The following is a 24,730-nucleotide window of genomic DNA, read 5'->3' on the forward strand; positions in this document are numbered from 1 at the left end:
CCTAACCACAAGACTTAGGTGCTTGTGATAATGTTAAATAGTGAGATGGCCTGGATCTTCTGGACTGGGCCCATTGTTATCCCTAGAGGTGAGGACCTAGCAGGAAGAGCTCCTGATGGGTCTGCGACAGCCACAAGCCAGATCAATCGACGGGATGAGTGTCCGGCCGATCAAGGTATGTGCCCACCCAGTCCTCCGGATCCTGTCCAGGCGGCAGGCTGGCCAATAGTTGCGGGCTAGCCAGGATGGCGCGAACCGATTCTCCCAGCAGCTTCACGGAGCGGCTTGAAGGCAGCAGGACATGGAGCTGATCGTGCAGGCTCCAAAAGTACCAGGCCGAACCATCGAATCCAGAAACGAAGCGGTTCCAGCCTTCCGGATCCTGGCCGGCATCGAGCAGGGAGGCTTCTGGGAGCTGCTGCAGTGTGCCGATGAAGCGCTGTTTACGAAGGATCCAGGGGTCCAGCACCCCATCACCACCGGGAACCTTACCGGGGTCGGTGCAGTCCCGCACGATGTCGGCCACCGCCCCCCCGAACCGTTCCCGGATCGAGGCACGGGTCTGGCCCGCATCCTCGATGGAGTCGTGGAGCAGACCCGCAATGGCCTGGTCTTCGTCGCCGCCGTCTTCCCACACCAGGGCGCTCACGCTGATCACATGGGAAAGGAAGGGTACGGCCTTTCCTTGACGTGACTGATGCCGATGCAATTGTTCCGCCCAGCCGAGGGCCTCGGCGTAGCGAGGGGATGTGATCATGGCTCGAAGCTAGCCATCGGCCCGCTGGATCAGCCTGCGGCCCTGTCACCGGTGAGCAGCACGAAGAGCGCCACCACGGTGCGAGCTTCCACCCGATAGTGGATGGCAGTGACCTCTGGGGCCAAACCCCAATCGCTGATGTCGTGTGGGGAAGGCAGTGCGGTGTCGATCCAGCGTCGCCAGTGGCTGCCGGTACCCGTCTGCGATCGCGAATACAGCGTGGAACTCAGCTATCGCACCGATGACCCGGGAGGGCTGGATCTCCCTGGCCTGCTCCTCGGTGGCCCGGATTCCTGGAATTCACTCGAGCGAGGGAGCTCTGGCTCGGTATGAGCCACTCACCATGGCAGCAGGTGAGCCCAAGGCGCAGGGCAGAGAAGGGAATTCCGCTGGGGACGGACTTCACGAACGGTTGTACCAGAGAGGCTCCGTTCAATGGAGGGGCCACCGCAATGGATCAGAAGTGTTCCATGCACCCGGCCCCCCTTTCCACGGAGCGGGCGGCCATCAGACCTCAGAGGCAGGGGTGTGGTCCAGCGGCCGAGGTGATTCGGTGAGCGGGGGAGTGTCTAAGCGGCGGCGCTCGCTCTGGTTCGTGGCCGATGCCCAGCTCATCGTCTATGGAGCCACCAATCCAGCTGCACAGCTCACGATCTGCGGGAAACCGGTTCCCCTCTCCACCGATGGCTCCTTCCGCCTTGAGATGGCCTTCCCCGATGGCCGACAGGTCTACCCGATCCAGGATTGGCTCTGAAGCCCCACAAGTATCAAGACTGAATTGCCTAGCACGCTTTCCTCTATTGGCGCCGGACTTAAAGCATCGGAGATCACCGACTGGTGTGTCCTAGCCGCCTTGGCGACATGGGCTTCCATCTTCTCTTGATCGTTTCGATGATGCTGTCAGGCGCAAGCTCTGACCCCTGAATTCACCAAGGATTGTGTCGCAGTGTCTGCCTGATTACCAGCGCTGAGCTGTAATGAATGCAACCGATCAGGGATTATCCATGACCCCCGCCGAGGCCTTCGCCGCCATTCCCCTGGCTGCTGTGTGCTGCGACAGCAGCTTTGACCGTGAGGAGGCGCACATCCTCAAAGAACAGTTGATCCACCGAACCCCTTACCGGACCATGACGCCTGTGGCCTTCGGCGAGCTCATCGATGGTCTGCTGCACCTCTTCCGACGCGATCACTGGCAGGAACTGATCCGCCAGGCCGTGCCGGCCCTCACCGTCGAGCAGCAGGAAGTGGCCTATGGGTTGGCAACCCAGCTGGTGTTTTGCGATCGGGTGGTGAAACCGGAGGAGGAACGCTTCCTCACCACTCTCGGAAACGAGCTTTCACTGCCACCAGGCAGAGCGGCCCAGATCCAGGAGGTGTTTGCGCTGCTGCAGCGCGATGTTCTGGCCGGTGAAGTCGGTGCCTGATCCAACCCCTGCCGTCTTCGGCTCCGCCGCAGTCGCGGGTAGCTGCTCCGCTTTCCATAGCCTGACCCTCCCCCTCCAAGTTCGGCGACGACACAGAGAGTCAAACGGCTTGTCCAGAAAGTGTGCTCGGTGCTGTGAAAGTTGCTCCACGGTCAAGTGTTTCGCATCTGTGAATCAACTCCGATTGGTGAGGTCCAAAGAAGGCGTGAGATCAAGTGACCTTGGAAAAACCAACATCTCGGAAGATTTCACCGGCAACCTACAAGAATCATCTCTTTGCATGACCCAGCATCCTTCGAAGTTCGTCCTCAAATTCACGAAGTGCGGTCCTTGGGCTGATCTCGTCTAGCAACTCAACAACGCCATTCAATTGAGCATCGGTCAATCGGGTGTTGCCAGTAAGGGTCTCGAACTTCGCTCTAACAGCATGATTTCGAAGGTCCTCAATAGTTGCATTGCTCGCGATCATTTCTGCCATTACCTTGCTAGCGCTTGCGAACTGGATCAAGTCTTTGTTTAACAAGTGAAAGGATAGTTCTCCTTTCTGACTTGTATAGGCGTCCAGAATTGCTTGGTATTCAGGACTATCAACAATGCTGAAGTCCACAAGGGGTGCATCCTCGATGGCACTAGTAGGTTCAGGCTCTCGCGATGAAGCTTGCTCGATAAGTTGTACTTTTCCTCGTCGAGAGAAGGGCAAGCCACTCGTTAGTGCAAATGCTTCACGGAATGCATTGATTGGGTAAAGCTCAAGGTTGGCATTGGAAGCTGGGACGGGGTCTCCAGAAGTGCGGCTGAGAGTTGCAAGACCGGGCTGGGCAGTTCCATAACGCATGACAACAAGCCCTGTGCCACTTGAAAGTTTTTGGCGATAAGCAATGCCAGGAATTGCTGACAGCTCTACTAGCACGGTCCTGACGATCATCATGACAACGTAATTGAAAAGGAGTGTAGCAGTGGTGAGCGATGATTCGATGCAAGATGCATGACACCGGCCCACGTGCGTGAGCAGCTTCAACCACACCCGAAAGTGGAGGAGTCTTTGAGTGACAGCCGCAGCATGCAGCGCAGTCTTTGCAAGGGAGAGGACTCGCACCTATCGCAGTTACAGCGAGGCTGTCAAAGTTGATTTGAGGAGGCGGATGAGTCCGCCACACCGGCAGAGCGCGGCCCAGATCTCAGCAGAGCTGGGCATCCACGTGGTCACCCTCTACAACTGGAGGCAGCCCTGGCAGTTGCAAGGGGAAGTGGTGCTGGAGCAATGGCGGCACTGCTGCAGGCCACACCCTGTGGCCTGGAAGGTAGCTTCGAGAGCCTCCCAGGCCACCCACAGGCCACACAAAGGTTGTCTCATCAGTGAGAAGTCAATCGGGGCGACAGGATTCGAACCTGCGACCTAGTGCTCCCAAACCTCTGTGGAACTGATCTGGGAGGTCGTTGTCGCTGACTGGGATCTTGGCTGAAAAGCCTTGTACTCACTGTGTTTAGGGGTGCCACCGGGTGCCTCATGTTGCCTCGCCGTGCAACGGCTTGAGCTAGTTTCTCTTGCACTTTCTCTTGCAAGGGGGGTCTTTTGCCCCGTGAGCACTGGGTCTCTGCCCTGCGTTCAGCTCTCCAATGTGATCTCGGCTCGCGGAGCGGCTGGAGCCTGTCGGAAATGCGCGGCCGTGCCCTGCTGAATCTCTCGGAGCGGGTCACGGGCGGCAAGCGTCTCCAGCGAGTCCTCCCTTTCCCCTGGGAAGCGGCTGCTCGGCAGGACATCCACACGGCGGTGCTGGCGATCCACACCTTCTTCGCGCGCGGGATTCCTCTGGATCAATGCATCGCTCTGGCCACAGGATCGGCCTCTCCAGCGGAGGACGACAGCACGCCAGAGGAGGTGGTCGAACCCATTCAGGCCACGGACTGGCAGGGGTTGGTCGCGCAATACCGGGACCACAAGATCAGCAGTGGTCTGATCAAGCAGACGACCTGGGATCGGACCTACGCGGCCCGCATGCAGCGGTTGGTGGAGGCCACCAAAGGCAAAACCAAGCCCTCGACCCCGCGCCAACTGCTGGAGCTGCTGACCCAGCGACTCAAGGATCAGCCCGGCTCCCGGGGGCGCCAGGTGGTGGTCCAGCAGGCTGCCGCCTTGCTGCGCTGGGCCGTGGACAACGAGCGGCTGCCGCAGGAGTGGGCGCCCCCGCTGGTGCTCTCCAGCTACACCGGCCGGCGCCGGGAGCCGAAATCGGTCACCACACCGATTGGTGTCGACGACATCCTCCTGCTGGTGGAATCAATTCCCGATTCGCGCTGGCGCTATGCCGTCCAGCTGCTGGCCAGCTTTGGACTGAGGCCGGAAGAGCTGCAGCATCTGGAGCTGCGGGAAGGTCGCCTGTGGTGCAACTACGCCAAGGTGTCTTCCCGCGGCAGCACCAGACCCCGGCCGCTGCGGGTTCTTCCCTGTGATGCATGGGCCCAAGAGTGGAGGCTGGAGGAGTCATTCAGCTCCACCCGGATGCCACCGATGCGGCCCGGCTTCGGGTCGCAGGACCTCAAGAACTACCTCCGTCGTCGCCCCCTCTGGGATCAGCTCCGCCATCGCTATGCGCTGGACGGGGAGAAATTGGTCCTCTACTCCTGCCGGCATGGCTATGCGCACCGCGCCCATGTGATCTGCGATCTACCACCCAAGGTGGTTGCTGCCGCCATGGGCCACACCGTGGAAACCCACCTGGCGGCCTACAGCAAGTGGTGCGGAGATGAAGTGGTGGATGATGCCTTCGACAAGGCGGCGCGCCTTTTGGGTGAACGTCAGGCCCAGGCCTCAGGGCCTGCTACTTGATCGCCTCGATTTGATCGAGGTACACATTCACCAGTTTGTTATGAGGCAGCAACGCCTCGATTCGCGTCCAAATCCTGGCAAGAAAGGCGTGAAACTCGCTGCGGCGCATGTTCCCGAAGCGCAGGTGCACCACCCACGGCGGTGGCGTGTTGAGCATGATGCGATTCGAGAAGTCAGTGTCTTTCGTCACGATCACCAGCTCCTGCAACCTGGCGTACTCCCAGATCTCACCATCACTCATGCCTCGGCCGAGTTCACCCACATGGGTGAAAGGAAGCGACGGCTGGAAGCGCAGCTGCCGTGGCACATTCTCGTCAAAGACGAAGCCCTTCAAGCGACGCTTTGCAGCGAGAACTGATGGCCCATCAGATCGGAGGAGAAGCGGATGCACGCCAGGATGTCATCCCGGGTCAGGGTCGGATACTCCTCAAGGACATCCTCGATGGCATCGCCAGCCGCAAGAAACTCCAGCACCGTCCGGGCCGTTACACGGGTGCCCTTGATGGTCGGCTGGCCATTGCAGATGTCTGGCTCAACGACGATTCGCTCCATGCTCCTGGCCTCCTGAGGCGATGCTAGGTGCCACGGAGGGCCCAGACCACGGCGGCCTTGCTGAGCGCCGTGGGCTCGTTGCATCCAGTTCAGAGCCGCAGGTTGCGGCGACTCCAGCTGGTGAGCGCGGTTTCGATGTTGCCGGCATGCCACTGAAGGGGACCCTTGCTGTCGGTGCAGCCCCAGCGGCGGAAGTCACGCCCCGGCTTGAGGATTCCCCGGAGCCGCAGACGGCGCAACGATTCACGGCTGACACCCAGCAGCTCACAGGCTTGTGCGGTGGTGATCCAGACCCGCCCTGGTGTGGCCTGGGTCATGGCATCAGAGGGCCAGAACTGTGGTTGGCGGTGCTGCCCGGCTGGCTTGGCAGGGGCCTGGGCGGCACCGGCCCGGCGATCACCAGCAGCACCGTGGTGAGCTGAAACAGCAGCAGCAGCCAGATCAGCCGGTGCAGATAGCGGAGGTTGGTGATCGTCACCAGGGTGTGACGCGGCTCTCGCTGGCAGAAGCGCGGCAGCTGGGGCCGGCGTGGCTCAGAGGTGCGGGCCATCAGAACGGCACCTCGTCGTCGTCGCCAAACTCATCGTCGAAGTCATCGCCATCGCCGAGGGGAATGGCGCGCTGCTGGCGTTCGCTGGCCTGATCGTCGCGGTAGGCCTGCTCGGCCGCCTCGATCCAGGCCGGATCGCAGCCCTCGCTCAAGCTGATCGGCCCGTAGAACCCGATGGTGACGTTGCGCGGCACCGCATCGGCTTCCGCCTGGGTCTCGATCTTGTTGCCCTTGGGGTTGCCGTCCTGGTCGTACTGCTGGGCCCAGCGGGTGGCCAGGGTGAGCAGATCGCCGACGTTGAGCTTGCCCTTGCGGTGCCCCTTGCGCGCCTCGATCCAGTCCCCGAAGCCCTTGGCCTTGAGGATCACCCGCACCCGATCGCCGGGGGCCGGCACCGCTGCCTCGTCGCCGAGCTTGGCCTCCATCGAGGTGCCGGGCAGGGCGACGCAGTGGATGACGATCTCCTGCTTGACCTTGGGGTTGCCCTGGCGGTCCTTGCCGTTGGGGATCGGCTCCATCTCGCCGCTGGCGAGGTTTTTGCGGAGCCGGTCGCGCTGCTCGGTGCGCACGATCGCAAGCGTCGCCACCTCCCCGAAGCGCTGCTGACGGATCACAGGGGCGCCGATGCGGGCGCCGTCGTTCAGTTCAATCGCCATGGCTCTGTTGGGGGCTGGTGTTCAGGGGTGGTAGGGGTTCAAGGCCGGCGCCGAGCCGCATCAGGTGATGGGCGGCGCCGCTGATCGAGAGGCCGTGCTGCTGGCGCAGTTGCTGCAGGGCCTGCCAGACATCGCTGCGGACCTTGGACTGCAGGTAGTGGCCCCCGTCCGGGACCCTGGGCTGCTCGTGCTGGCGGTGGCCGTAGGAGATGCGGCGGGGACGTGGTTCAGCCATCGCCGCCCCAGCGGTGGGGATCGCTGGCCTGGCAGCCGCAGCCGGGAACCTGCACCAGCTGCAGCTCGTCGATACCGGCCTGCAGCGCCGGGCACGACTGGACGAGGGCGGCGGCGCGGGGAGCCCAGAGGCAGGACCAGGCCCTCTCAGGCACCGGGGTCCAGATCGGCACCTGATTGCGGATGGTTTTCAGCAGCAGGCCACTGCCGCGGTGGCGCAGCCACCATCGCGGGCTCACAACAGCTCTCGACGGCCCGCGCCAGCCATCGCAGCAGGTGAATCTCGCTGGCCCTTCGCATGAGCCCGTGAATGCGGCCGTCCGGTACATCTCGGTAGTAGCGAATGGCCAGCTCCCTCTGTCGCTGATCGGCCACGGCGGACAGCAGGTGAGCGGCATGGCGCAGCTGCAGGGTCTGCTCATGACGGCACCCCCGCGAGTTCCCGCTCGAAGCAGTCGATGAAGTCGGCATGGCGGCGCTGGGTGACGCGGTCGGTGATGGTGCGGGCGGTGCTGGGCACCTGGAACTGGGAGCGGAAGGCGATGGTGAAACGCTTCCAGATCTCCTTGTCGCTGCGGGCCATGGCCTTGAGCATCGCGGTGAGGGTGGCGATCTCCTGTGGCTCGAGGGGCTCAAGGCCCAGCGGGTCGTGCTCCGGCTCCTCAGCAGGGGAGGCGACCTGCTGGGGAGCGGGATCGCTGGGCCTGGGCAGTGGCTCGCATGCTTCAGCCGCCGCAGAAGGTTCCGCAGAAGACGGCTCTGCTTGTGTCGCCCCGGCCTTGCTGGGCTGAGCCTGTGGCAGCACAGGAATACCGAGCAGGCCCGCCAGCAGCCGTGCGCTCAAGGCGAAATCCGCGTCGTAGGCGCTGGTTTCGGCACTCAGCTGGGCGCCGTCCTTGTGCATCAGCACGACCACGGTGGCCTCCCCGCTGCTCTGCACCGAGAAGCTGAAACCCATCGCGAAGGCCGGCTTGGCGGCGGTGACCACGGCTGCCAACGACAACTCCGTGGCTGGCTGGAGATCGGCCTGGAAGGCGGAGAGGGCTTCTGCCAGAACGCATTCCGCCTGCCACTGGCGCTCGTGGGGGCTGGTGTGTTCGCTAGACAGCGGTGGACGGGTGGAGGGGGTGGTGTCCATGAGGCCTGGTGCGGGACCGTCGCCCGCATGGCCCGGATCTTAGGGGCTCGCTAATGCGGGGCGCAAGTCTTCCTCAGGAATCCGAGGTTGGCGTTGGTTTGGTCTTGCTCCGGCTGCTCTTGCTCTTGGACTTGGCCGCTTCCGGCTGGCCGGCCACTGGCTGGGCTTCTCCCGCTGTGGGCGAGAAGTTCTCGAGCCAGGTTTGGATCCAGCGCTCGGGGAGCCACTCGCCGTCCCACAGCTCCTTGAGCTGCTCGGGTTCGTAGTCGCCAAACGAGGTGAGCACCGTGCGCAGCTGCTTGCGCAGGGGCAGGGGGGCCTGCCGCGCGATCTCCTGCACCGCCTCGAAGGCATCCAGGTCCCGCTCGTCGACGGCACTGCTCACCAGTTCGCGCCAGGTCTGGCTCAGGGCCCTGGCCTCCTGGAGCGCAACGCTTGGCGCCTCAGGCCTGGGCTTGGGCTGGAAGGCCGTCGGCACTGGCCGCAGGCCGACGTAGCAACTCCACAGCTCGATCGGTCCCCACAGGGTGCCGTGGTCATCGACGATCGCCGTGGCGCCCTTGAGCTTGTCCTTGAGGGCCTGCGTTTTGAGCCGACCCCAGCTCTGCTCGGCGATGCGGCGGTTGACTTCGGCGAGCTGGAAGAAGGCGGGCCGGCGCAATTCACCTGCTTTGCCCTGCTCGATCGCGCTGAGGTTGCCGTAGCTGATCGCCGGGAAGCCGGCCTCCTTGCCCCAGTCGGCGACGGTGTACTGGGTCCAGCCGTTGCGCTCCCGCCACAGGCGGAGCATGCGCCCGAAGGCCAGGCGAGCCTCGGCCTGGCGCTCCTCGATCTGGGCGAAGGATTCGGCCATGCCTCACAAGGCTGAGGTTCGTTAGCGGCACGGTAAGGCATGGTGCTGCGGCTGCCCAGCGTTCACAAGCCTTCGTTGCGAAAGCGCCTCTATGGCCGTTTCCGTATCTCCCTCAGCCTTGCGAGTACGAGCCAAACGGGATACGGTTCGACTCCCCGCGTTCCCAAGCCGTGCGTCCTCTTGCCGTGCGTCTGCCCCCTGAGCTGATCCACTGGCTCGACGCGCACCGCGGCGGCGAGGCCCGCACCACCTTTCTGCGCGCGATCCTGAGCGATCACATTCGCCGCCAGAACAGGAGCAAGTCCCGTGCTCGTCCCGCGGTGAGGGACGCAACCAAGGACAGCGCCACCGCCCCACAGCGGCAGCCACCGCTGCTCTGAGCCCTCCCCCCTTCCGGCCCTGCGCTGATGCCCCTGCCTGCCCAGCTGATCGAGAGCCTGCAGGCGATCGATTCCGACTGGGCGCTGCTGCCGATCGATGGCCGCAAACGACCGGTCGACCCGCTCAGCGGTGAACCGCTGCTGGCCTGGGGCAACAGCGGCCTCGACCTCGAGGCGATCACCGCCCTGGCAGGTAACCCCCACGTCCATGCCGTTGGGGTGCTGCTCGGGCCAGCCTCTGGTGTGCTGGCCCTCGATTTCGATGGACGCGGCGCCGCCACCTGCTTCCGCCGCATCTATGGCCGCTCGCACCGTGAGCTGCCAACCACCGTCGGCTGGTCATCGGGGTTGCCCCATCGCGGCCAGCTCGCTTTCCGAGTGCCACGCGAGAGCTGGGACCTGCTGCGGGGCCGGCGCCGCTGGACCGGTGCCGCGGTAAAGGGCAAGGCCCGAACGGTCTTTGAGCTGCGCTGGGTGGGCCACCAATCGGTGATCGCCGGCGTCCACCCCGAGACGGGCCACTACCGCTGGATGCAGGGCCGCTCTCCCGACCAGGTGTCGGTGGCCGATGCACCGGAATGGCTGCTGGAGCCGCTCTACAAGCAGCCCGATGAACCGGTCTGCGGTGACTACGCCCCCAGAGCGGCGGATGTGCCCCGCGCCCTTGACCTGCTCCAGCACATCCCCCCGTTGGAGGACTACGAGGGCTGGCTCACGGTCGGCATGGCCCTTCATTCGGTCGATCCCGGCCTGCTGGCTGCCTGGGTGGAGTGGTCACGCGGCTGCGCCGGCTTCGATGAGGCCGAGTGCCTGGCGAAGTGGCGCTCCTTCAAGGGCCGTGGCGTCACCATCGGCAGCCTCCACCACCACGCCGCCGCCGCTGGCTACCAGTACCCGTGGCCGGCTGGCAGCGCCCAGGAACGCGAGGCCCCAGCCGCTGGACCCCAGCCGCTTCCTGAACCCGCCCGCGATGCGGTGATCGCCGGGCTGCTGGAGCAGCTGCTGGATCTGCTGCTCGAAACCCGCGACACCTGGGCGCAGGAGCAGGCGATTCGCTCCGACCTCTGGAGCCTTGGGGTGACGGGCCAGGCGATCGACGAGCGCATCTACTACGCCCTGGCCCACCGCTGGGAGCTGCCGCTGCAGAACTCCCACAACGGCGGCTGCCGCAACCGCCGCCTCAGCGATCCGATCACCTCACCCGCCGAGGATCTGCTGCCGGGCTTTCTGCTCTGGCGCCGCGATCACCTGCTCTTTGGCGCCGGCGGCAGCGGCAAGACCATGGCCGCCGCCGCCATTGCGGTGTGCTGCATCAAGGGCCTCTCCTTCCTCGATCAGGAGATCCCGCCGTCGCGCCGCGGGCGGGTGCTGTGGATCGGCACCGATGGCGGTGAGGGCGCCCGGGCGATGGTGCGCGAGTACCTGGAGGATCTCGGCTGCGCCGAGGACCCCAGCGTGGATGAGCAGCTGACGATCTGGGCCGCCGAGCCGGCCGATGGTCTGCCCTCCTGGTGCTGCAGCCCCTCCGGCCTGCAGGAGCTGCGCCTGGAGCTGGCCGGCGGAGGCTACGCCCTGGTGGTGATCGATTCGCTCAAGGCGGTGCTGGAGCTCGCTGGCATCAACTTCGGCATCGGCCCGGTTGGCACCCTGCTGCGTCTGCTGCAGGCGCTGGTGTGCCGGCACTGCTCCCTGCTCTGGCTGCACCACCCGGCTGGAGGCAAGAGCGCCGGCAAGGGGCTGCAGGCCGCCGCCGGCAGCCAGAACATCAATCAGATTCCCTCGGCGGTGCACCAACTCACCCGCAAGCTCGAGGACCGGGGGCCCTGCAACGTCTGGAGCGTGCACAAGCTGCGCGGCAGTCAGCCGCGGGAGTTCAGCTATCGCCTCACAGAAGACGGCTTTGTGATCAGCGAAGGCCTGATCACACGCAACTGCCGCGTTGCGGTGCTCGATGCCATCGAGTTGCGGCAGGCGGGCGGTCTGCCGACCAGCACCGCCTACCTGTGCACGGACCTCGGAGGGTTCCAGGAGGGCTCGGTGCGCAACAACCTCACCTGGCTGCGTAAGCGGGGGCTGGTGCGCAAGGCGGGCATGGCCTGGCGAATGAGCCCGCAGGGGCAGAAGTTGCTGGAGCTGACGCGACAGGGCGGTGCGGAACAGCAGGTCTGGATGACCTGAACCGGACTGCTTGCCGGCATGACTTTCGTGGCCGCTGAAGGGTGACTCAGTGGTTCCAATCCTTGAAACCTTTTGCTGGGCAGTGGATCTCGCGGAATCCTTCACGGCTTTGAGCGCATCGCCTGCTTTTCCCCCTCCTACGGGGACATCACCTGCATGGTCGCTCATGCGACATCACCCGACCTAATCCTTGAAACCTGTTGCAGGGCAAGCGATGTCGACGAATCCTCCACAACCCTGATCGCATCGCCCCGTGTGTGTCCCCCTTCTATAAAATGAAAAAGTGATTTTTTCTCTCTAAAAGCTTGCAGTGCAGTCGTTCTCAGCGATCAGAATGGATGAAAAAGCCGTGAAAAGCTGTGAAAACGTCGTGAAAACAGATCCGCAGCAGCTTTTTCACGACCATTCCCGCTGTTTTCATCGATTTCATTCCTTGTAACTGCTTGCTGCGCAGTCGATCTGCCGGAATTTTTCACGAATTCACTCCCTGACGTGTACCCCCCCCTCCCCCCGGCGGCATGACGACCACTCGCTGGCTTGAACCGATCGCCGGTTTGCAACGCCTCGACCCACAGCACACCTACTGGCTGGACGATCACCTCTTCCCGGTCTCGATCACCGGCGTGCTGCAGGTGGCCAAGTCCAGCTACGCCCTCGGCCGCATCGAGGCCAGCCGTGCCGTGTGGGAGCCGCGCGGCAACACCTGCCACCAGGCCCTGGAGCTCTTCCTCACCGACCGCTTCCGGCCCGCTGTTTGCTCATCCGACAGACACGGTCAGGGCGACAACACGGGCGGAGCGGCCGTTGATTTCGAGGCCTACCGGGAGTGGATCGAGCCGCTGATCGAGCACGAGCGCTGGCAGGCGGTTGAGGTGATCGCCTCAGAGCGCCCCACCTGCTGCCTGGTGCGCAACGTGGCCGGCACCTATGACACCGCCTACATCGACCCACACCTTCCCGCCGCTGCCGAACGACCGGCTGGGGTGAGCGGCCCGGCGCGGGTGCTGGCTGATCTCAAGAGCCTCACCGCCAGCGGCAGCACCTACTGCACCCGCGCCCAGATCGGCGGTTACCTGGCCCTGGAGTGGAGCCAGGGCCACTGGTTCGATTACGGGCAGACGATCTGGAGCAGGCCGGGGCGGACGCAGTTCTCGCCCCCCTATTCCCGGTGGGAGTGCCTGGCGGCCTGGGCTGCGGTCTGGGCCCAGTACGTGGCGACCCACCGCCCCTTCTGAGCCCATTGGGCTCGCCATTACGAGGCGTCTACTTGCGGCTTGCGTTATCGGGCCGCTACGGTGGCTCGAAAGCCAGGGCGCACCTGGTGCTGTTGTTCGCCAGGCGAGCGTCATGGTCTCCCGCCCCGTTCTCGAGCCCGCTGCCGCCGCCACCGAAGCCGCCGCTGCCGCGGAGGCCACTGAGCAGGCGGAGCCCCTTGATCTCGACGCTCTGCTCGATCGCATCACCCAGCTCAAGGCGGCGCAGAAGGCGATCGAGAGCGAACTGACCCCACTGCTGGATCAACTCCATGCCGCCTTTGATGGCGGCGAGCTGGACGCTTCCTTCTCCCACAACGATTTCAGCTTCTGCTGGTCGCCCGGCCGCCTTTCCTACGCCTACCCCGAGATGCTGCGGCTGCAGGAGCAGAGCCTCAAACAAGCCCAGAAGTCTGCGGTGGAATCCGGCACCGCCACCATCCAGCACGGCAACCCCTTCTGGACCATCAAGGCACCCAGGGCCTGCTGAGCCGGCCCCGATGGCGAACGCACAGAAGCGCAAGGGGGATGCAGCCGAGCGGGAGGCGGCCCAGCTGATCGCCGCCCTGCTGGCCCTGCCCGCACGCCGCAAGCTCGGGGCCGGCCGCACCAACGGCGCCGGCGGCGACACCGGAGACATCGAGGGCGTTCCCGGCCATGTGATTCAGGTCGCCAGCTGGGCGAATGTGGCCGCCGCCGCCCGGCTCAAGCCTGCGGAGGCGCAGCAGCAGGCCTGCAATGCGGCCCTGCCGTTCGCAGCGAGTTGGGTGCGCTTCCGTGGCGGCACCTGGCGGATCGTGCTCACCCCGGAGCAGTGGGCGGCCTACGTCCGCTGCGCCCTGCAGGGCGGCCACGATGACTGCTGATCCGACCTGCGCCCGCCCTGGGACACGAGTGCTGTGGGGGCAGAGCGAACCTGCTGCTGAGGGGGTTGAAGCCCTGCGCGACGCGGCACCCCACCAGGACGACGACGGCAACCCCTGCTTTCTTCCAGAACGCCCCTCCCGGGGCGGAGTGGCCACCCGCTTTCCCCATCAGAAGCTGCCGCCCCGTGCCTCGGTGGCGGAGGTAGAGCGCCGCATCGCCGAGGCCCAGCTCTGGATCGCCCAGCGCCTGCCGCTCAGCCTGATGCGGGCAAATGCGGCCGACTCCTGGGGGGTGAGCAACACCCGCACGATCAATCGCTACCTCGATCTGGCCCGCAGGCGGATGGTGGCCGAGCTGATCAGCAACCGCCTGGAACACCAGGCGCAGCACCTCTACGCCCTCTACGACTGCGCACGGCGGGCGATGGATGCCGAGCAGTTCTCCGCTGCCGTCGGGGCTCTGCGGGTGATCGCCGAGATCGGTGGCCTGCTGCGGGCGCCGATCAAGCCTCCGGAGGCGAAGTAGGCCATGAGCCCCACCACCGAGTTGCTGGCGACCAGGCCGCCCTGCCCTCCCAAGGCTGAGCTGCAGGCGGATGGGCTGCCCATCGGCGGCCTGCTCCACTCGCCGCACCACGGCGACCCCTGGCGGGATCCGGGTCTGCTGGGCGTGCCTGATCCCTCGTTGGCGTTGGCCAGCACGGCGCCGCTGAGCTTCCGGGAGTTCATCGCTGAGGCCTACCCCCGCTACGGCTTCCACCGCTGGGCGCTGGTGTTGATCGCGTTGCTGCAGGCGATCGCCGATGGCCAGCTCTCGCGCCTGATCGTCACCTGCCCGCCGCGGCTGGGCAAATCACTGCTGGTCTCCAAGCTCTTTCCCGCCTACTTCATCTACCGCCACCCGCATCTGTTCGCCGCTATCGCCAGCTACTCGGGCGAGCTGGCCTATGCCCACTCCCGTGAGGCGCGGCACTTCTACCGCGTCACCGGCAACCTGCTCTCGAAGGATTCCGCCGCCGTCGGCAACTGGCTCACCACCCAGCGCGGCGGTTGCATCGCTGCTGGTGTGGATGGTCCGTTCACCGGCAAGGGCTACAGCCTTGGTGTGATCGATGACCCCTACAAGGGCCCGGCTGATGCCGGCTCGGCCCGGGTGCGCTCTCGAATCGAGGACTGGCTCAAGGCCGTCTGGTTCACCCGCGCCGAACCCCAGTTCACCGATGCCGGTGATGGAGCCCTGCAGCACAACCTCTCGGCCCAGGTGATCGTGCTCACCCGCTGGGACCACGAGGACGTCATCGGCTGGCTGCTGGCCCAGGAAAGCGGCGACGCCCCCCAGGAGTGGCACATCCTCAACCTGCCGGCCATCGCCGACCACCCAGGGGACCGCCTGAGCTTCCCGGCGACTTGCACGGTGGAGCCGGACTGGCGCGCGCCGGGCGAGGCCCTCTGCCCCGAGCGGTTCCCGCTGAGCGAGCTGCTCAAGATCCGCTCCCGTGTGGGCTCGTTCTGGTGGAACGCGCTCTATCAGCAGCGGCCCTCACCGGCCCAGGGCTCGATCTTCCAGCGTGCCTGGATCCGGCCGCCCTTCCCCCGCGAGCAGCCCCGCCGCTTTGCCCCGCTGGTGCTCTCCTGCGATCTGTCCTTTAAGGGAGAGGAGCAGAACGATCACTGCGGCTTTGTGCTGATGGGTCTGCTGCTGCCCGATGCGGCAGGGCCTCTGGCCCCACAGCTGGAGCTGGAGGTGATCTGGGCGGCGCGCCATCACTTCGATCTGCCCCAGACGATTCGCTTCCTGCTCTCCACCCTCGCGGCCTTGGACGCCCAGGGCCTTCGCCCCCAGGCGGTGCTGATCGAGGACGCGGCCAACGGCCCAGCGGTGCAGCAGACCCTCAAGCGCAAGGTGCCGGGACTGCTGCCGATCCCCGCAAGGGGGAGCAAGGAGTCCCGCGCCCATGCCGTCGCGCCGCTGCTGGAGGCGGGCCAGGTGCGCTTCCACCACCGAGCCGCCCCGCTGGTGGAGGAACTGCCGCGCTTCCCCAAGGGCACCAAGGACCTGGTGGATGCTTTTGGTCATGGCGCCCTGTGGCTGGAGACCCGCTACTGGCGCGGTCTGGGCATCAAGCGGGATCCGCTGCCGATGCTGCTGACGCGGTGAGCTGTGAGCCAGCTCTGCTTGCCGCTGCCGCTACAGGAGCCCCGCTCGGGGATTGAGCCCTCGCTGCGAAGACGCCCGCGCCGGCAGCCGCCCGCTCAGGGCCACCAGCAGCTGGTCTTTGCCTTCCCCTACAGCCCCGAGCCCCAGCGGCCCCGGATGCGGCACCGCCGCCAGCGGCCTGTCCATCCCCATGCCGTCGCCCATGCCCTGGCGCTGGGGCACCTGGATCTGGCGGACAAGATTGCCGGCAACTTCGCCCGCCGCACCACCCATTCCTTCGATGATCTGCGCCAGCTTGCGGTGATCGGATTGCTCAAGGCGGCGGCTCGCTTCGATGGAACGGGCGGGCGGTCGTTTCGGCCCTACGCCCGCACCTATGCCAACGGCGAGATTACCCACTACCTGCGGGATCACGGCTTTGCGATCAAGGTGCCGCCCTCCTGGCGCGATCTCTATGCCAGCGGGCAGAAGTTGTTGCGGGAGGGAAATCCGCCTTGTGGTGTTCCTGAGAAGCTGGGGATCACAACCGCGCGATGGCGGGAGATCCAAGACGCCTGCTCGATCACGGTGATTGCGCTTCAGCAGGAGACCTGAGTGCAGGAATGCAGTTGTAGCCAGCCATGGCATTAACTGACGCCCAGCATCAGCTGCGGCGTATTGCGCCGACAGCTACAGGCTGAAGTTTAAACAGAGGAATTGCCTCGGTGACTATGCTTGCCTTCAGGCCGTTGAAGGAACATGGAGACCCAAACTACGCTCGCTGAGCTGCAGGGCATTACGGAGCTAGGCTCGCATGTTTACCTACGTGTCTTAAGTGACAAGTTTGACCCCACAAATCTCACCGCATTCTTGACTAGGCTGCATGTTTCAAATTCAAATCTATGCTCATTACATGAGCTTGTAGCAGTAATCAGAGAAAGGGGTCTAGTAATTTCGGACTCTAGCTGCGATGGGCTTCGGCATTTTCTGCAAGGGGCATCTTCATGGGAGGAGAAGGGGCAAGACGTAATGATGTTGAAGATTTATCGGTATGAGCGACATATGGATATGCTGAACATACCTAGCGTATCAATGATTATAGCCACAGTTGAGCTTACGCCGAGCGATATCCTCGATACTGGGTCGTCGATGAAAACCTCGTACGATGGAACAATCGCCAAAACTCGTTGCTATGATGGCAGCGTATCATGGTCCATTGATTCAGCCGAAGCAGAGCTACATTCAAGATATGTCTATGAAGACTCGACTGTATTTGATGCCAAGGCGACCACTCAGATTTATCGGCCAGCAGTGGTTTTTCGGTTTGAGGGGCCAGGGTACAACGACCTAAACGAGATCAGAGCGCTTGTCGAGAGTGAGTTGAAATGGGTATGCATTGGATTGTCACTATGCTACAGAAAGCGAGTAACGTGGTACGAACTATCCTTTCAAGTGGTATTGCAGGATGCAACTGTCCTAGCAGGGCTTCCACCCTTGGTGCGAAGGAGGCTATCAGAGCAGCCGAATTCTCGCAAAGTCAACGAGCTTATAAATCATTTTTACCTTGTCCATGGTGGCTTTAAGGACTTGCTGTGCAAATTGAAGGAATCAGTCTTGGCTGACTGTATAGTAAGATCAATCCGATTTCTTTCAGCATCTACAGATGTTAACTCGGTAGAGATGAATTATCTCCTTGTCATTGCCGCCTTGGAGTGCTTCTGCGATGGATTCATTTCTCAACCAGATAAGAGAATTATAGTCCCATCTGGCCCTGCGAGGAAGATTCGCAAAGCCTTATCTAAGGCTATCGAGGAACTACGAAATGATGAAAGTCTTGCTGACTGGCTTGACATTGTAGTAAGCAAGTTGCCTGAGCTACGTAGGCCAACTACTTTTTCAATGATCCAATATTGCTGTCATGAATTGGAAGTCAAGATCAACGACTTATGGAATGAGGAGAGCCCTGGCCATGGCTTAAAACTAGCTCTGCAAAACCGCAACCACTTAGTACATCAAGCAAATAGCGCCAATCCGAGAGAGCTTTATCCAGATACTGTTAGGCTAAGAATCCTTGCTGAACGACTGATTCTATCATTTATTGGATGGGAATCGAGCAAGCTTTCATCATGGCACGCTGAAGAGCTGCTCCGCATCAACTGACAAAAGAAACTCCCTGCCTTGAAGAGTAACTATTTAGTTCATGCGGTGAATGCTAAATCCGATGTAAAGTGAATTATTCGATTCTGCCCCCACGCACCACTCATCGGCCTAATGGCCCACATCAGGAGCGGGCAAGAATCTCGGAATTGGAGCAAGCTCATGCTCCCATTTTTGGATCTGGATGTTAGGTGCTTGAATACTGAATCAGAAAAGATATGAGCCAGAATCACTTCTGGTTGCTCGAGAGAGAATTGATAAGATCATTATAGCAGTGAAAATCAACACAATGAAGCCTTTTCAGTCGATCAGGCAAGCTGCTTACATCACTACGAAACAATATGGGAACAATCTTTTTCTCCAAGGCCCAGGCAGCACCCCATTCTGTAGTTACCCACTCACTTTTAATGCTTGAGGGGCTTACTAACAGCCACACTTCGCGGGATCCTTTCAAGGCCATTCTGATCACCTCTTCAAAATCATGACCAGGCTGTATATCCTTCTCTGCCATAAACGCTTTCTTTCCTGAATTGGTGATTGCATTTGAAATTTGTCCTGCCTCACTAGAGTTGGCAGACGAGTAGCTTAGAAACACGTCATATTGAAAATCCTTGGCAAGCTTCATCTCCCGGTACTCATCTTCCATGTGGATTTTCTGCCACGTTTCCAGTGACAGTCGTTTGTGAGCTGAAAGAACCAAGGTTGAGCGGCTATACATAGGGCCTGCTTCCGCTACCTCTCGTTGCCACTCAAACTCATACTTGTCATCACGTACTTCGATGTTAATAAAGCCACTTGCTTGCGGATGTCTAAAGAAGAAGTTTTCAGTTTTCTCAATTAGAACCTCATCTTGCCTCACTGCCTCTGATAGGAGGGAATCCCACTGCTCTCCATGCTCACAAAAATAAGACGCTTTCACTTCAGGATGGTAAAATAGATTTGCAATTAGTGATTGAAGCTCTTCTTCGCTTCCAAAATCATTTCTCTGATAGTCAATAAACCGAGAAAGGCTTATGGATGACGGCATGATACTGGGAAACATTATAGATTCTTTCTTTTCCATTGATCAATCCATTGTGAGACGGAGTAAAGGTAGCTACTCCCGCTGCAGCCGGGAGTAGGGTGCACTCTTTTTGTGGTGCCTCAGGCAAGCAAATGGTAACTGATTCTAATGCACCTAACCTCTTTTTCGGCAACTCAGTAAACCAGTTCTCGTCAATTTATCTTTCCCGCTGAACACATTCAGCATCCCACCCAAGTCTTTGAAAGTCCACCTGTTGTAGCAAGGCTGCAGTCCGGCCACTTGCTGTTTCCCATGCTTGCAGGTCTGCAAATCACTGTTCGAAAGGAGCCATTCACCCGCTAGGGCCGCGCGCACTCAGGGGTCCCCGGTTGTGCACGTAGCCACATACGTCATGGTTGTGCTCATATCCCTGTGAGTCAGGATCTCCTTGATCGTGTGGATACCCTTGTCGCATTGCAGAAGGCGGCTGGAAAACGGGTGGCGCCGTAGGAGACCGTCGAATGCCAACCATGGGGCACCCCCCCCCCCGCGTGGCAATAGCCCACAGCAGCACCACGCGCTTGGCCACCAGGAGTCGCAACCGGTCCCGCAACAAGTGGCTGCCGCTCTCTCCGCCCGAGGAGCAGGCCCTGTCAGCGGCAGGCACCGCCCCACCGCTCCTACAGCCCTGGCGGGAGCACGCCACCCTCCGGTCCCTGCGCGACCAGTTGCAGCTCTGCTTCGACTGCTGGAACCTGCTCGAGTCACCGGGCGGCGTCAGCCGTCGCTGCGTCTACCTGCCGCCCGGCGCCAAGGAGCCTGACGCCAACTACCGCAACCGGGTGGAGAACGCCCGCCCGAGCGGCTTCTTCCGCGATGCGCTGCGCACCTACGCCGGGATGCTCTCCTTCCTGGAGTACCTGGCCCTGCCGCCCTCGCTGCAGCGGGTGATCTCCGATGTGGACGGGCGCGGCACCGATCTGGGTGTGTTCCTATTCATCGCCGATCTGCTGGTGCTGCGAGATGGCGGCTGCTTGATCCTGGTGCTGCCGCCCCTGCGGGGCTGGCCATCGGAAGGTCACCGGCTCGATGCGATCCGTCGTGGTGATCGCCTCTCACTGCCGCGGCTCTCTCTGGTGCCTCGCAGTGATCTGCTGGATTGGCACCTGCCAAGCCCTGACAGCCCGCCGCACCGGCTGAACTGGCGGCAGGACCGCAGGGCACCGCAGCCGCCGCTCTACGACAGCGCCATCCCGGTGCATCACCTCGGCCCTGCGGGTCTGGGACCCGATGGTGCCGCTGGCGTCACGGCGCCGCGACTCGAGGACTGGCTGTACCACCAGGCGACCCTCGGTGATGACGGCCTGGCCGTCGAAACCTTCGCCGCCGTGCCCAACAGCGCGGCGGCCAGCGGTAGGGCCGCCAGCGTCTATGGCGCCAGCGGTTACAGCGCCCAGCGGCTCGGCCCACCCCTGCTGCTGCCCCGCCAGCACACCATGCCGGTGGTCTGGTACGCCGCCGATGGGGCCGCCTTTGGCGAGGGCGATCTGCCCCACCTGGGCCTGGCCAACCAGTACCTCACCCACTACAGGCTCAAGAGCGAATACGAGGACCTGCTCAGTCGCTGCGCTCTGCCGGTGGGTGTGCGCAGCGGTCTGGTGGATCAATACGGCTTCCAGCGCAGTGAGGACGGCGAACCCCGCTCCCCTGAGCAGCTGGTGCTCTCCACCTCCACCTTCATGGACCTGCCCGAAGGGGCGGACTTCAACTGGAAGGAGATCCGCGCCCGCTCATTGGCGGAGCACCGCGCCTACCTGACGCTGCTGGATGAAACCATGCGTCGTGATGCGCTGGTGCCGACCCAGAACCGCGGCGCTGGCCGCAGCGAAACCGAGATTTCGCTGACCGCCGGCCAGGCCTACGCCCTGCTCCAATCCCTCGCGACCCAGAAGACCTCGGTGTTTGCGACGGTGCTGGAGCACTGGTGCTCGCTCACCGGTGACAGCCTGGTGCCAGGCGCCGGTCTGGCGCTGACCGTGACGCCGCTCACTCCGCCGCTGCGGCCCCAACCGAGCGTGGGCGAGTGGCTCACGCTGCACGAGCGCGGCGTGATCAGCACCGCTGAGCTGCGCCACCAGCTGTCGCTCGCCGCAGCACCGGGAGTGGTGAACCCGATCAGCGGCTCGGCCACCGAATCGTTCGCGGTGCCCGCTCCGGAGCTGAGCTGATGAGCGACCCACCTGCCAACCCCAATGCCTGGCGCCCGTCGGATCTGGAAGCGATCCGCCGCGCCCTGCTGATCCCCGTCACCGCTCCTGCTCTGCGGGCCATCAATGACGCGATGGCCCAGCTGGAGCGCAGCTACCCCGAGGCGATCCCCGCCGCCAAGGCCTCGCTCGATGCGATCGCCGTACTCGATGCGGGCCTGGCCGCTGGCGGCACGCCCGCCGAGCCGTTCGTGATCAAGACCACCCGAAAGGCGGCCGCTGGGCCTGTGCCGGCGGAGCTTCCCAAGAAGAAGCTCGATGTGATCGAGTACGCCACAGAGCTCCTGATGGAGGAGGTGTCGACGGAGTACGCCGAACCCAGCGCCAACAGCTATGGCCTCAGCCCCGCCGCCCAGCGGCGCGGCCATGTGGCCAACCTGCTGCTGATCCTTCCTGGCCTGGCCTCCTGGTGCCCCCCGGCGCCGACGCCGTTCTCCGGCACCTTGATCCGCTCCTGATGAGCGCCACACCGGTCACGGCGCTGCAGGAGGTCGCCAATGTGCGCCTGATGCTCCAGCAGCAGGCCCATCCGGGCGCCAAGGTTCCGGTGACGGTCTGCCGTCAGGTGATCGACTGCGCGATTAAGCAAACCAAGCTGATCTCCAGCCGTGACAACGGCCCCGGCATCGACACCGGCGACATCCTCTGCGAGGGCCACCTCACCCGCGCTGCCCTGCTACCACCAGCCACGGCCCAGTCGAATCCGTGGGATTGGCTGTCGGACGAACAGGCGTGGCAGACCCCTGGCCTGCGGGCCACCTTCCAGCCGGCGCCGCTCGCGCCAGCAACCGAGCAACCCCGTCCAACCACGGTGCAGGTGCCCGCCGAGGGGGTGTGCTGGCTGGGTGATCTGTCGCTGCTGCAAACCCCGGGCGTGCTGCCGCTCAGCCCCCGCGCCGTGTTTGCTGCCGCCAGCCTGCTGATGATCGGCCAGGCCTACGGCCCCGGTGGCATCGGCCTGCAGGTGCAGCCAGAGCTGGGGGAGGCAATCAGCTTTGCCCTCAAGCCCAACCGCGTGCTGGTGCTGGAGACCGGCGACAGCTTGAACCTGATCGCCGAGCGCTACGGCACCACCGTGCAGACCCTGCGGGCCGTGAATCCGGATCTGGCCCAGCAAGGGCCGATCACCACGGCGGCTGGCGACACGCTGAACGTGCTGGCCGCACGCCACGGCACAACGGTCGACTATCTGCGCAAGCTCAACCCGTCGCTGCTGCGGGCCGATGGCCACACCACCGCGGCTGGAGACACGCTCAAGCAACTGGCGATCGACTACGACACGACGGTGGACTGGTTGCGGCTCTACAACCCGGACTACGACCGCTCGCCCCGCAGTGATCCGCTTCCAGTTGGCGTGACGCTGGAGGTGCCAGCGATCCGCCCGTCCGACCCGCTGGACCCTGGCCAGGTCCTGCAGGTGCCGCTGATCCGCCCAGCCACGCTGCTGAGTGCCGGCGGCTGGATCTACCTGCCGCCCCTGCGCGGTGTTTCCGCCGCTGATGACCTGTGGGACGTGGACCTGACGCCGGATCCGCCGCCCGTCACGCCGTGACCCTGTGACTGGCTGGTGCTGGCAATAGCTGAGGTGAGTGCAGCCCGGATGGGGCGCTCGCTTCAACCACAGCCGTGATGGGTGGACCGATGACCAAACGCCTTCTCCAGGACCTCCACGTCCTGCAGCAACCGACCGCCGAGCATCAGCAGCTCGTCAGCTACGCGCAGCAGCAGCACTGGCCCAACCAGGAGCCACCTGCCCAGCCGGAGCCGGAGGACGATGACGACGAGGACGACGACCTCGACCCTGACGAGCCCCTGGATGAACCCGGCGAGGAGGTCGAAGCTTCCCGCTCCGAACCCTCTGATGCGCTCAAGGCGGAGCGGCGCAAGACCAACCAGCTGGAGCGGGAACTGCGCACGATCAAGCGTCAGCTCGCCCAGTTCTCCAAGATCAACCCTGACGAGTACGAGCGCCTCCAGGAGGCGGAGCGGCAGAAGGAGCAGCTGGAGCGCGAGATCGCCAGCCGTGAACTGCAGCTCGAGGCCGCCGCCGCCCGCAAGGTGAAGGCCGCCGCCAAGGAACGGGACGAGGCCCTCCAGGACGTGCAGAACCTGCGCAAGGAACGCCTGCTGGAGCGGTTGTTCGTCGACGCCGATGGCCGCGCTGGTGGTGACAACCGCGGCTCTTTCTTTGAGATCTTCAAGCACCAGGTGGGCGGTGAATTCCGCCTCACCAAGGACAGCGCCGGTCGTGACCTGCTGGAGCCGATCGACTCCAAGGGCAATGTGCTGCTCGGTGATCACGGCAACCTTGACGCTGCTGACCACATCGAGTCGCTCCGCACCCATCCGGTGCTCAGCTTCCTGTTCAACCAGCGCGGCGGCCTCGGCCCCGCCACGGTGATCGCCGAGTTCGATGGCAACGGCCAGCCGACCAACCTGCAGAGCATGAGCGCCAGTGAGCTCTACCTGGCCAGCTATGCCAAGAAGCCAGCTGGCGCTCGGCGTTGATCCAACCGTGCTCCGTCTATCACGGCGGAGCACACCTTCAACATCGACAACCAAGCGCAACCGAACGGCAGGGAACGAATCATCCACGCACAATCAAGCGCGCGACAGCAACCCAAACTCACGATCAATCAAATCAAGTGAAGTTCAAAAAGGGGGGATATACCCCCGAATACGAGAAACGCGCGCGTACCGCTTAGGAAATGTCGCAAAATCTGGAAATTCACTTTTCCGATCACCTTTAAGTCGGCTGAACCTCCTGCAGCGACAGTGCTGCCAGAGGCGGCCACGGGGCGCAGCGGAACACCCGAGCGGGAGCGAGCGGTTGGAGCCGCCTGACCGCCGTCTGGTGCTGCGCCGCGGCTGGCCGCGAGAACCCCGAGCAGGCGCGAGCGGGTGGAGCGACAGGCCGCTGGAGCAGCGACACCGTCAGCCTTGCTGACCTCTTCGCAGGCATTGCTTTGCTGCCCTGCTTGCTGGCATCCACCGGCGCCGGCCAGCAGTGTGAAGGGGCAGCCAACTGACGCCAGCCGCCCCAGCGGAGCGTGATCAGGCCCGGAAGCCGAACTCCCGGCGATAGAGCCGTGGGTGGTGGGCTTCGATCAGCTCCATCGCCAGGAAGGCCGGGAAAGGAACCAGGCCCGAAAGGGTGACCTCCTGGGAGGACAGCCCACGCCGGGGGCGCGCAGGAACCGCCGCAGGGCCAGCCTTCGGAAGCGACTCGATCTGGCGCAGCTTCTGCTCCAGCAGCGCCCAGAGATATTTCGGGATGCCGGAGGGCCGTGGGCAGCGCCACACCTTGCAGGTGGCATCCCAGGGCCGGGACTCTTCCAGCAGCAGCCCGTGCTTGCCGGCTTTGCTGATCTCGATCATCAGCAGGTGCTCGCTCACCGCCTTGCCGGTGACGGCCCTCCAGGTGATGCCGCTCATCGTGGACGCATAGATCGTGATGGGTGCCATGGCCGAACCAGGCGAAGGACCCCTCAGCCCTGC

30 protein-coding genes are annotated in these 24,730 nt (G+C 63.4%); 17 read left to right on the plus strand and 13 right to left on the minus strand.

The window, feature by feature from the left end:
* Nucleotides 1–142: 142 nt before the first annotated feature.
* Nucleotides 143–757, minus strand: a complete 615-nt coding sequence (locus tag ACXMDP_RS09490; protein ID WP_457766755.1) for an HD domain-containing protein — start codon at nt 755–757, stop codon at nt 143–145.
* A 102-nt stretch (nt 758–859) separates the two neighbouring features.
* On the opposite strand from ACXMDP_RS09490, the gene ACXMDP_RS09495 reads away from it, so the two are divergent.
* The 3 genes from ACXMDP_RS09495 (at nt 860) to ACXMDP_RS09505 (ending at nt 2,181) form a co-directional block, all read left to right on the plus strand.
* Nucleotides 860–1,090, plus strand: coding sequence for a hypothetical protein (locus tag ACXMDP_RS09495; RefSeq protein WP_457766756.1), 231 nt, complete (start codon nt 860–862; stop codon nt 1,088–1,090).
* A gap of 220 nt (nt 1,091–1,310) precedes the next feature.
* Nucleotides 1,311–1,511, plus strand: a complete 201-nt coding sequence (locus ACXMDP_RS09500) for a hypothetical protein (RefSeq protein ID WP_457766757.1) — start codon at nt 1,311–1,313, stop codon at nt 1,509–1,511.
* A gap of 250 nt (nt 1,512–1,761) precedes the next feature.
* Complete coding sequence (locus ACXMDP_RS09505; protein WP_457766758.1) at nt 1,762–2,181, plus strand: tellurite resistance TerB family protein; 420 nt, start codon at nt 1,762–1,764, stop codon at nt 2,179–2,181.
* Nucleotides 2,182–2,449: 268 nt separating this feature from the next.
* Here the strand turns inward: ACXMDP_RS09505 and ACXMDP_RS09510 are convergent, their stop codons facing one another.
* Nucleotides 2,450–3,199 carry a hypothetical protein gene (locus ACXMDP_RS09510; protein ID WP_457766759.1) on the minus strand — a complete coding sequence of 250 codons (750 nt, stop codon included), beginning with the start codon at nt 3,197–3,199 and terminating at the stop codon, nt 2,450–2,452.
* 639 nt (nt 3,200–3,838) lie between these two features.
* On the opposite strand from ACXMDP_RS09510, the gene ACXMDP_RS09515 reads away from it, so the two are divergent.
* Entirely contained in the window at nt 3,839–5,008 is a 1,170-nt protein-coding gene (locus tag ACXMDP_RS09515; RefSeq protein WP_457766760.1) for a hypothetical protein, read from the plus strand.
* On the opposite strand, the gene ACXMDP_RS09520 is transcribed toward ACXMDP_RS09515, so the two are convergent.
* The 9 genes from ACXMDP_RS09520 to ACXMDP_RS09560 form a co-directional block, all read right to left on the minus strand.
* The gene (locus ACXMDP_RS09520) at nt 5,001–5,342 is read right to left on the minus strand and encodes a DUF5615 family PIN-like protein (RefSeq protein WP_457766761.1); all 342 of its coding nucleotides are present in this window, start codon (nt 5,340–5,342) and stop codon (nt 5,001–5,003) included. The two genes, ACXMDP_RS09515 and ACXMDP_RS09520, sit on opposite strands and share 8 nt — an antisense overlap.
* Nucleotides 5,339–5,560 carry a DUF433 domain-containing protein gene (locus ACXMDP_RS09525; protein WP_255105109.1) on the minus strand — a complete coding sequence of 74 codons (222 nt, stop codon included), beginning with the start codon at nt 5,558–5,560 and terminating at the stop codon, nt 5,339–5,341. The genes ACXMDP_RS09520 and ACXMDP_RS09525 overlap by 4 nt, the downstream gene beginning before the upstream one ends.
* An 89-nt stretch (nt 5,561–5,649) precedes the next feature.
* Nucleotides 5,650–5,877, minus strand: a complete 228-nt coding sequence (locus ACXMDP_RS09530; RefSeq protein ID WP_255105106.1) for a helix-turn-helix domain-containing protein — start codon at nt 5,875–5,877, stop codon at nt 5,650–5,652.
* Nucleotides 5,874–6,110 carry a hypothetical protein gene (locus tag ACXMDP_RS09535; protein ID WP_457766762.1) on the minus strand — a complete coding sequence of 79 codons (237 nt, stop codon included), beginning with the start codon at nt 6,108–6,110 and terminating at the stop codon, nt 5,874–5,876. The genes ACXMDP_RS09530 and ACXMDP_RS09535 overlap by 4 nt, the downstream gene beginning before the upstream one ends.
* Nucleotides 6,110–6,766 (minus strand): hypothetical protein, encoded by a 657-nt coding sequence (locus ACXMDP_RS09540; RefSeq protein WP_457766763.1) that lies wholly within the window; start codon nt 6,764–6,766, stop codon nt 6,110–6,112. Before ACXMDP_RS09540 ends, ACXMDP_RS09535 begins: the two co-directional genes overlap by 1 nt.
* Nucleotides 6,756–7,001: a hypothetical protein gene (locus ACXMDP_RS09545; protein WP_457766764.1), complete on the minus strand. Its 246-nt coding sequence runs from the start codon at nt 6,999–7,001 to the stop codon at nt 6,756–6,758. The genes ACXMDP_RS09540 and ACXMDP_RS09545 overlap by 11 nt, the downstream gene beginning before the upstream one ends.
* The gene (locus tag ACXMDP_RS09550; protein ID WP_457766765.1) at nt 6,994–7,239 is read right to left on the minus strand and encodes a hypothetical protein; all 246 of its coding nucleotides are present in this window, start codon (nt 7,237–7,239) and stop codon (nt 6,994–6,996) included. The genes ACXMDP_RS09545 and ACXMDP_RS09550 overlap by 8 nt, the downstream gene beginning before the upstream one ends.
* A 179-nt stretch (nt 7,240–7,418) precedes the next feature.
* Entirely contained in the window at nt 7,419–8,138 is a 720-nt protein-coding gene (locus ACXMDP_RS09555; RefSeq protein ID WP_457766766.1) for a hypothetical protein, read from the minus strand.
* Nucleotides 8,139–8,211: 73 nt separating this feature from the next.
* Complete coding sequence (locus ACXMDP_RS09560; protein ID WP_457766767.1) at nt 8,212–8,991, minus strand: helix-turn-helix domain-containing protein; 780 nt, start codon at nt 8,989–8,991, stop codon at nt 8,212–8,214.
* Between the two features lie 185 nt (nt 8,992–9,176).
* Between ACXMDP_RS09560 and ACXMDP_RS09565 the strand changes: the two genes are divergently transcribed.
* The 9 genes from ACXMDP_RS09565 (at nt 9,177) to ACXMDP_RS09605 (ending at nt 17,965) form a co-directional block, all read left to right on the plus strand.
* Nucleotides 9,177–9,371, plus strand: a complete 195-nt coding sequence (locus tag ACXMDP_RS09565; RefSeq protein WP_457766768.1) for a hypothetical protein — start codon at nt 9,177–9,179, stop codon at nt 9,369–9,371.
* A gap of 27 nt (nt 9,372–9,398) precedes the next feature.
* Nucleotides 9,399–11,549: a PriCT-2 domain-containing protein gene (locus ACXMDP_RS09570; RefSeq protein ID WP_457766769.1), complete on the plus strand. Its 2,151-nt coding sequence runs from the start codon at nt 9,399–9,401 to the stop codon at nt 11,547–11,549.
* 518 nt (nt 11,550–12,067) lie between these two features.
* Nucleotides 12,068–12,784 carry a hypothetical protein gene (locus ACXMDP_RS09575; protein ID WP_457766770.1) on the plus strand — a complete coding sequence of 239 codons (717 nt, stop codon included), beginning with the start codon at nt 12,068–12,070 and terminating at the stop codon, nt 12,782–12,784.
* Between the two features lie 112 nt (nt 12,785–12,896).
* On the plus strand, nt 12,897–13,292 hold the full coding sequence (locus ACXMDP_RS09580) for a hypothetical protein (protein WP_457766771.1): 396 nt from the start codon (nt 12,897–12,899) through the stop codon (nt 13,290–13,292).
* Nucleotides 13,293–13,302: 10 nt separating this feature from the next.
* The gene (locus ACXMDP_RS09585) at nt 13,303–13,668 is read left to right on the plus strand and encodes a hypothetical protein (protein WP_457766772.1); all 366 of its coding nucleotides are present in this window, start codon (nt 13,303–13,305) and stop codon (nt 13,666–13,668) included.
* On the plus strand, nt 13,658–14,194 hold the full coding sequence (locus tag ACXMDP_RS09590; protein WP_457766773.1) for a hypothetical protein: 537 nt from the start codon (nt 13,658–13,660) through the stop codon (nt 14,192–14,194). The genes ACXMDP_RS09585 and ACXMDP_RS09590 overlap by 11 nt, the downstream gene beginning before the upstream one ends.
* Nucleotides 14,195–14,197: 3 nt before the next feature.
* On the plus strand, nt 14,198–15,826 hold the full coding sequence (locus ACXMDP_RS09595) for a phage terminase large subunit family protein (RefSeq protein ID WP_457766774.1): 1,629 nt from the start codon (nt 14,198–14,200) through the stop codon (nt 15,824–15,826).
* 3 nt (nt 15,827–15,829) lie between these two features.
* Entirely contained in the window at nt 15,830–16,420 is a 591-nt protein-coding gene (locus tag ACXMDP_RS09600; protein ID WP_457766775.1) for a sigma factor, read from the plus strand.
* A 447-nt stretch (nt 16,421–16,867) separates the two neighbouring features.
* Nucleotides 16,868–17,965, plus strand: a complete 1,098-nt coding sequence (locus tag ACXMDP_RS09605; protein ID WP_457766776.1) for a hypothetical protein — start codon at nt 16,868–16,870, stop codon at nt 17,963–17,965.
* Between the two features lie 226 nt (nt 17,966–18,191).
* Here ACXMDP_RS09605 and ACXMDP_RS09610 read toward each other — a convergent pair whose 3' ends face one another.
* Nucleotides 18,192–19,025, minus strand: coding sequence for a toll/interleukin-1 receptor domain-containing protein (locus ACXMDP_RS09610; protein ID WP_457766777.1), 834 nt, complete (start codon nt 19,023–19,025; stop codon nt 18,192–18,194).
* Between the two features lie 521 nt (nt 19,026–19,546).
* On the opposite strand from ACXMDP_RS09610, the gene ACXMDP_RS09615 reads away from it, so the two are divergent.
* The 4 genes from ACXMDP_RS09615 to ACXMDP_RS09630 all read left to right on the plus strand — a co-directional run bounded on the left by ACXMDP_RS09615 (nt 19,547) and on the right by ACXMDP_RS09630 (nt 23,740).
* Nucleotides 19,547–21,193, plus strand: a complete 1,647-nt coding sequence (locus tag ACXMDP_RS09615; protein ID WP_457766778.1) for a DUF4055 domain-containing protein — start codon at nt 19,547–19,549, stop codon at nt 21,191–21,193.
* Nucleotides 21,193–21,690 (plus strand): hypothetical protein, encoded by a 498-nt coding sequence (locus ACXMDP_RS09620; RefSeq protein WP_457766779.1) that lies wholly within the window; start codon nt 21,193–21,195, stop codon nt 21,688–21,690. The genes ACXMDP_RS09615 and ACXMDP_RS09620 overlap by 1 nt, the downstream gene beginning before the upstream one ends.
* The gene (locus ACXMDP_RS09625) at nt 21,690–22,784 is read left to right on the plus strand and encodes a LysM peptidoglycan-binding domain-containing protein (RefSeq protein WP_457766780.1); all 1,095 of its coding nucleotides are present in this window, start codon (nt 21,690–21,692) and stop codon (nt 22,782–22,784) included. The genes ACXMDP_RS09620 and ACXMDP_RS09625 overlap by 1 nt, the downstream gene beginning before the upstream one ends.
* Nucleotides 22,785–22,873: 89 nt before the next feature.
* Nucleotides 22,874–23,740 carry a hypothetical protein gene (locus ACXMDP_RS09630; protein ID WP_457766781.1) on the plus strand — a complete coding sequence of 289 codons (867 nt, stop codon included), beginning with the start codon at nt 22,874–22,876 and terminating at the stop codon, nt 23,738–23,740.
* Between the two features lie 546 nt (nt 23,741–24,286).
* On the opposite strand, the gene ACXMDP_RS09635 is transcribed toward ACXMDP_RS09630, so the two are convergent.
* A complete protein-coding gene (locus ACXMDP_RS09635; protein ID WP_457766782.1) occupies nt 24,287–24,697 on the minus strand; it encodes a hypothetical protein in 411 nt (136 codons plus the stop codon).
* Between the last annotated feature and the right edge of the window lie 33 nt (nt 24,698–24,730).

It is taken from the genome of Cyanobium sp. ULC065, from assembly GCF_977927515.1.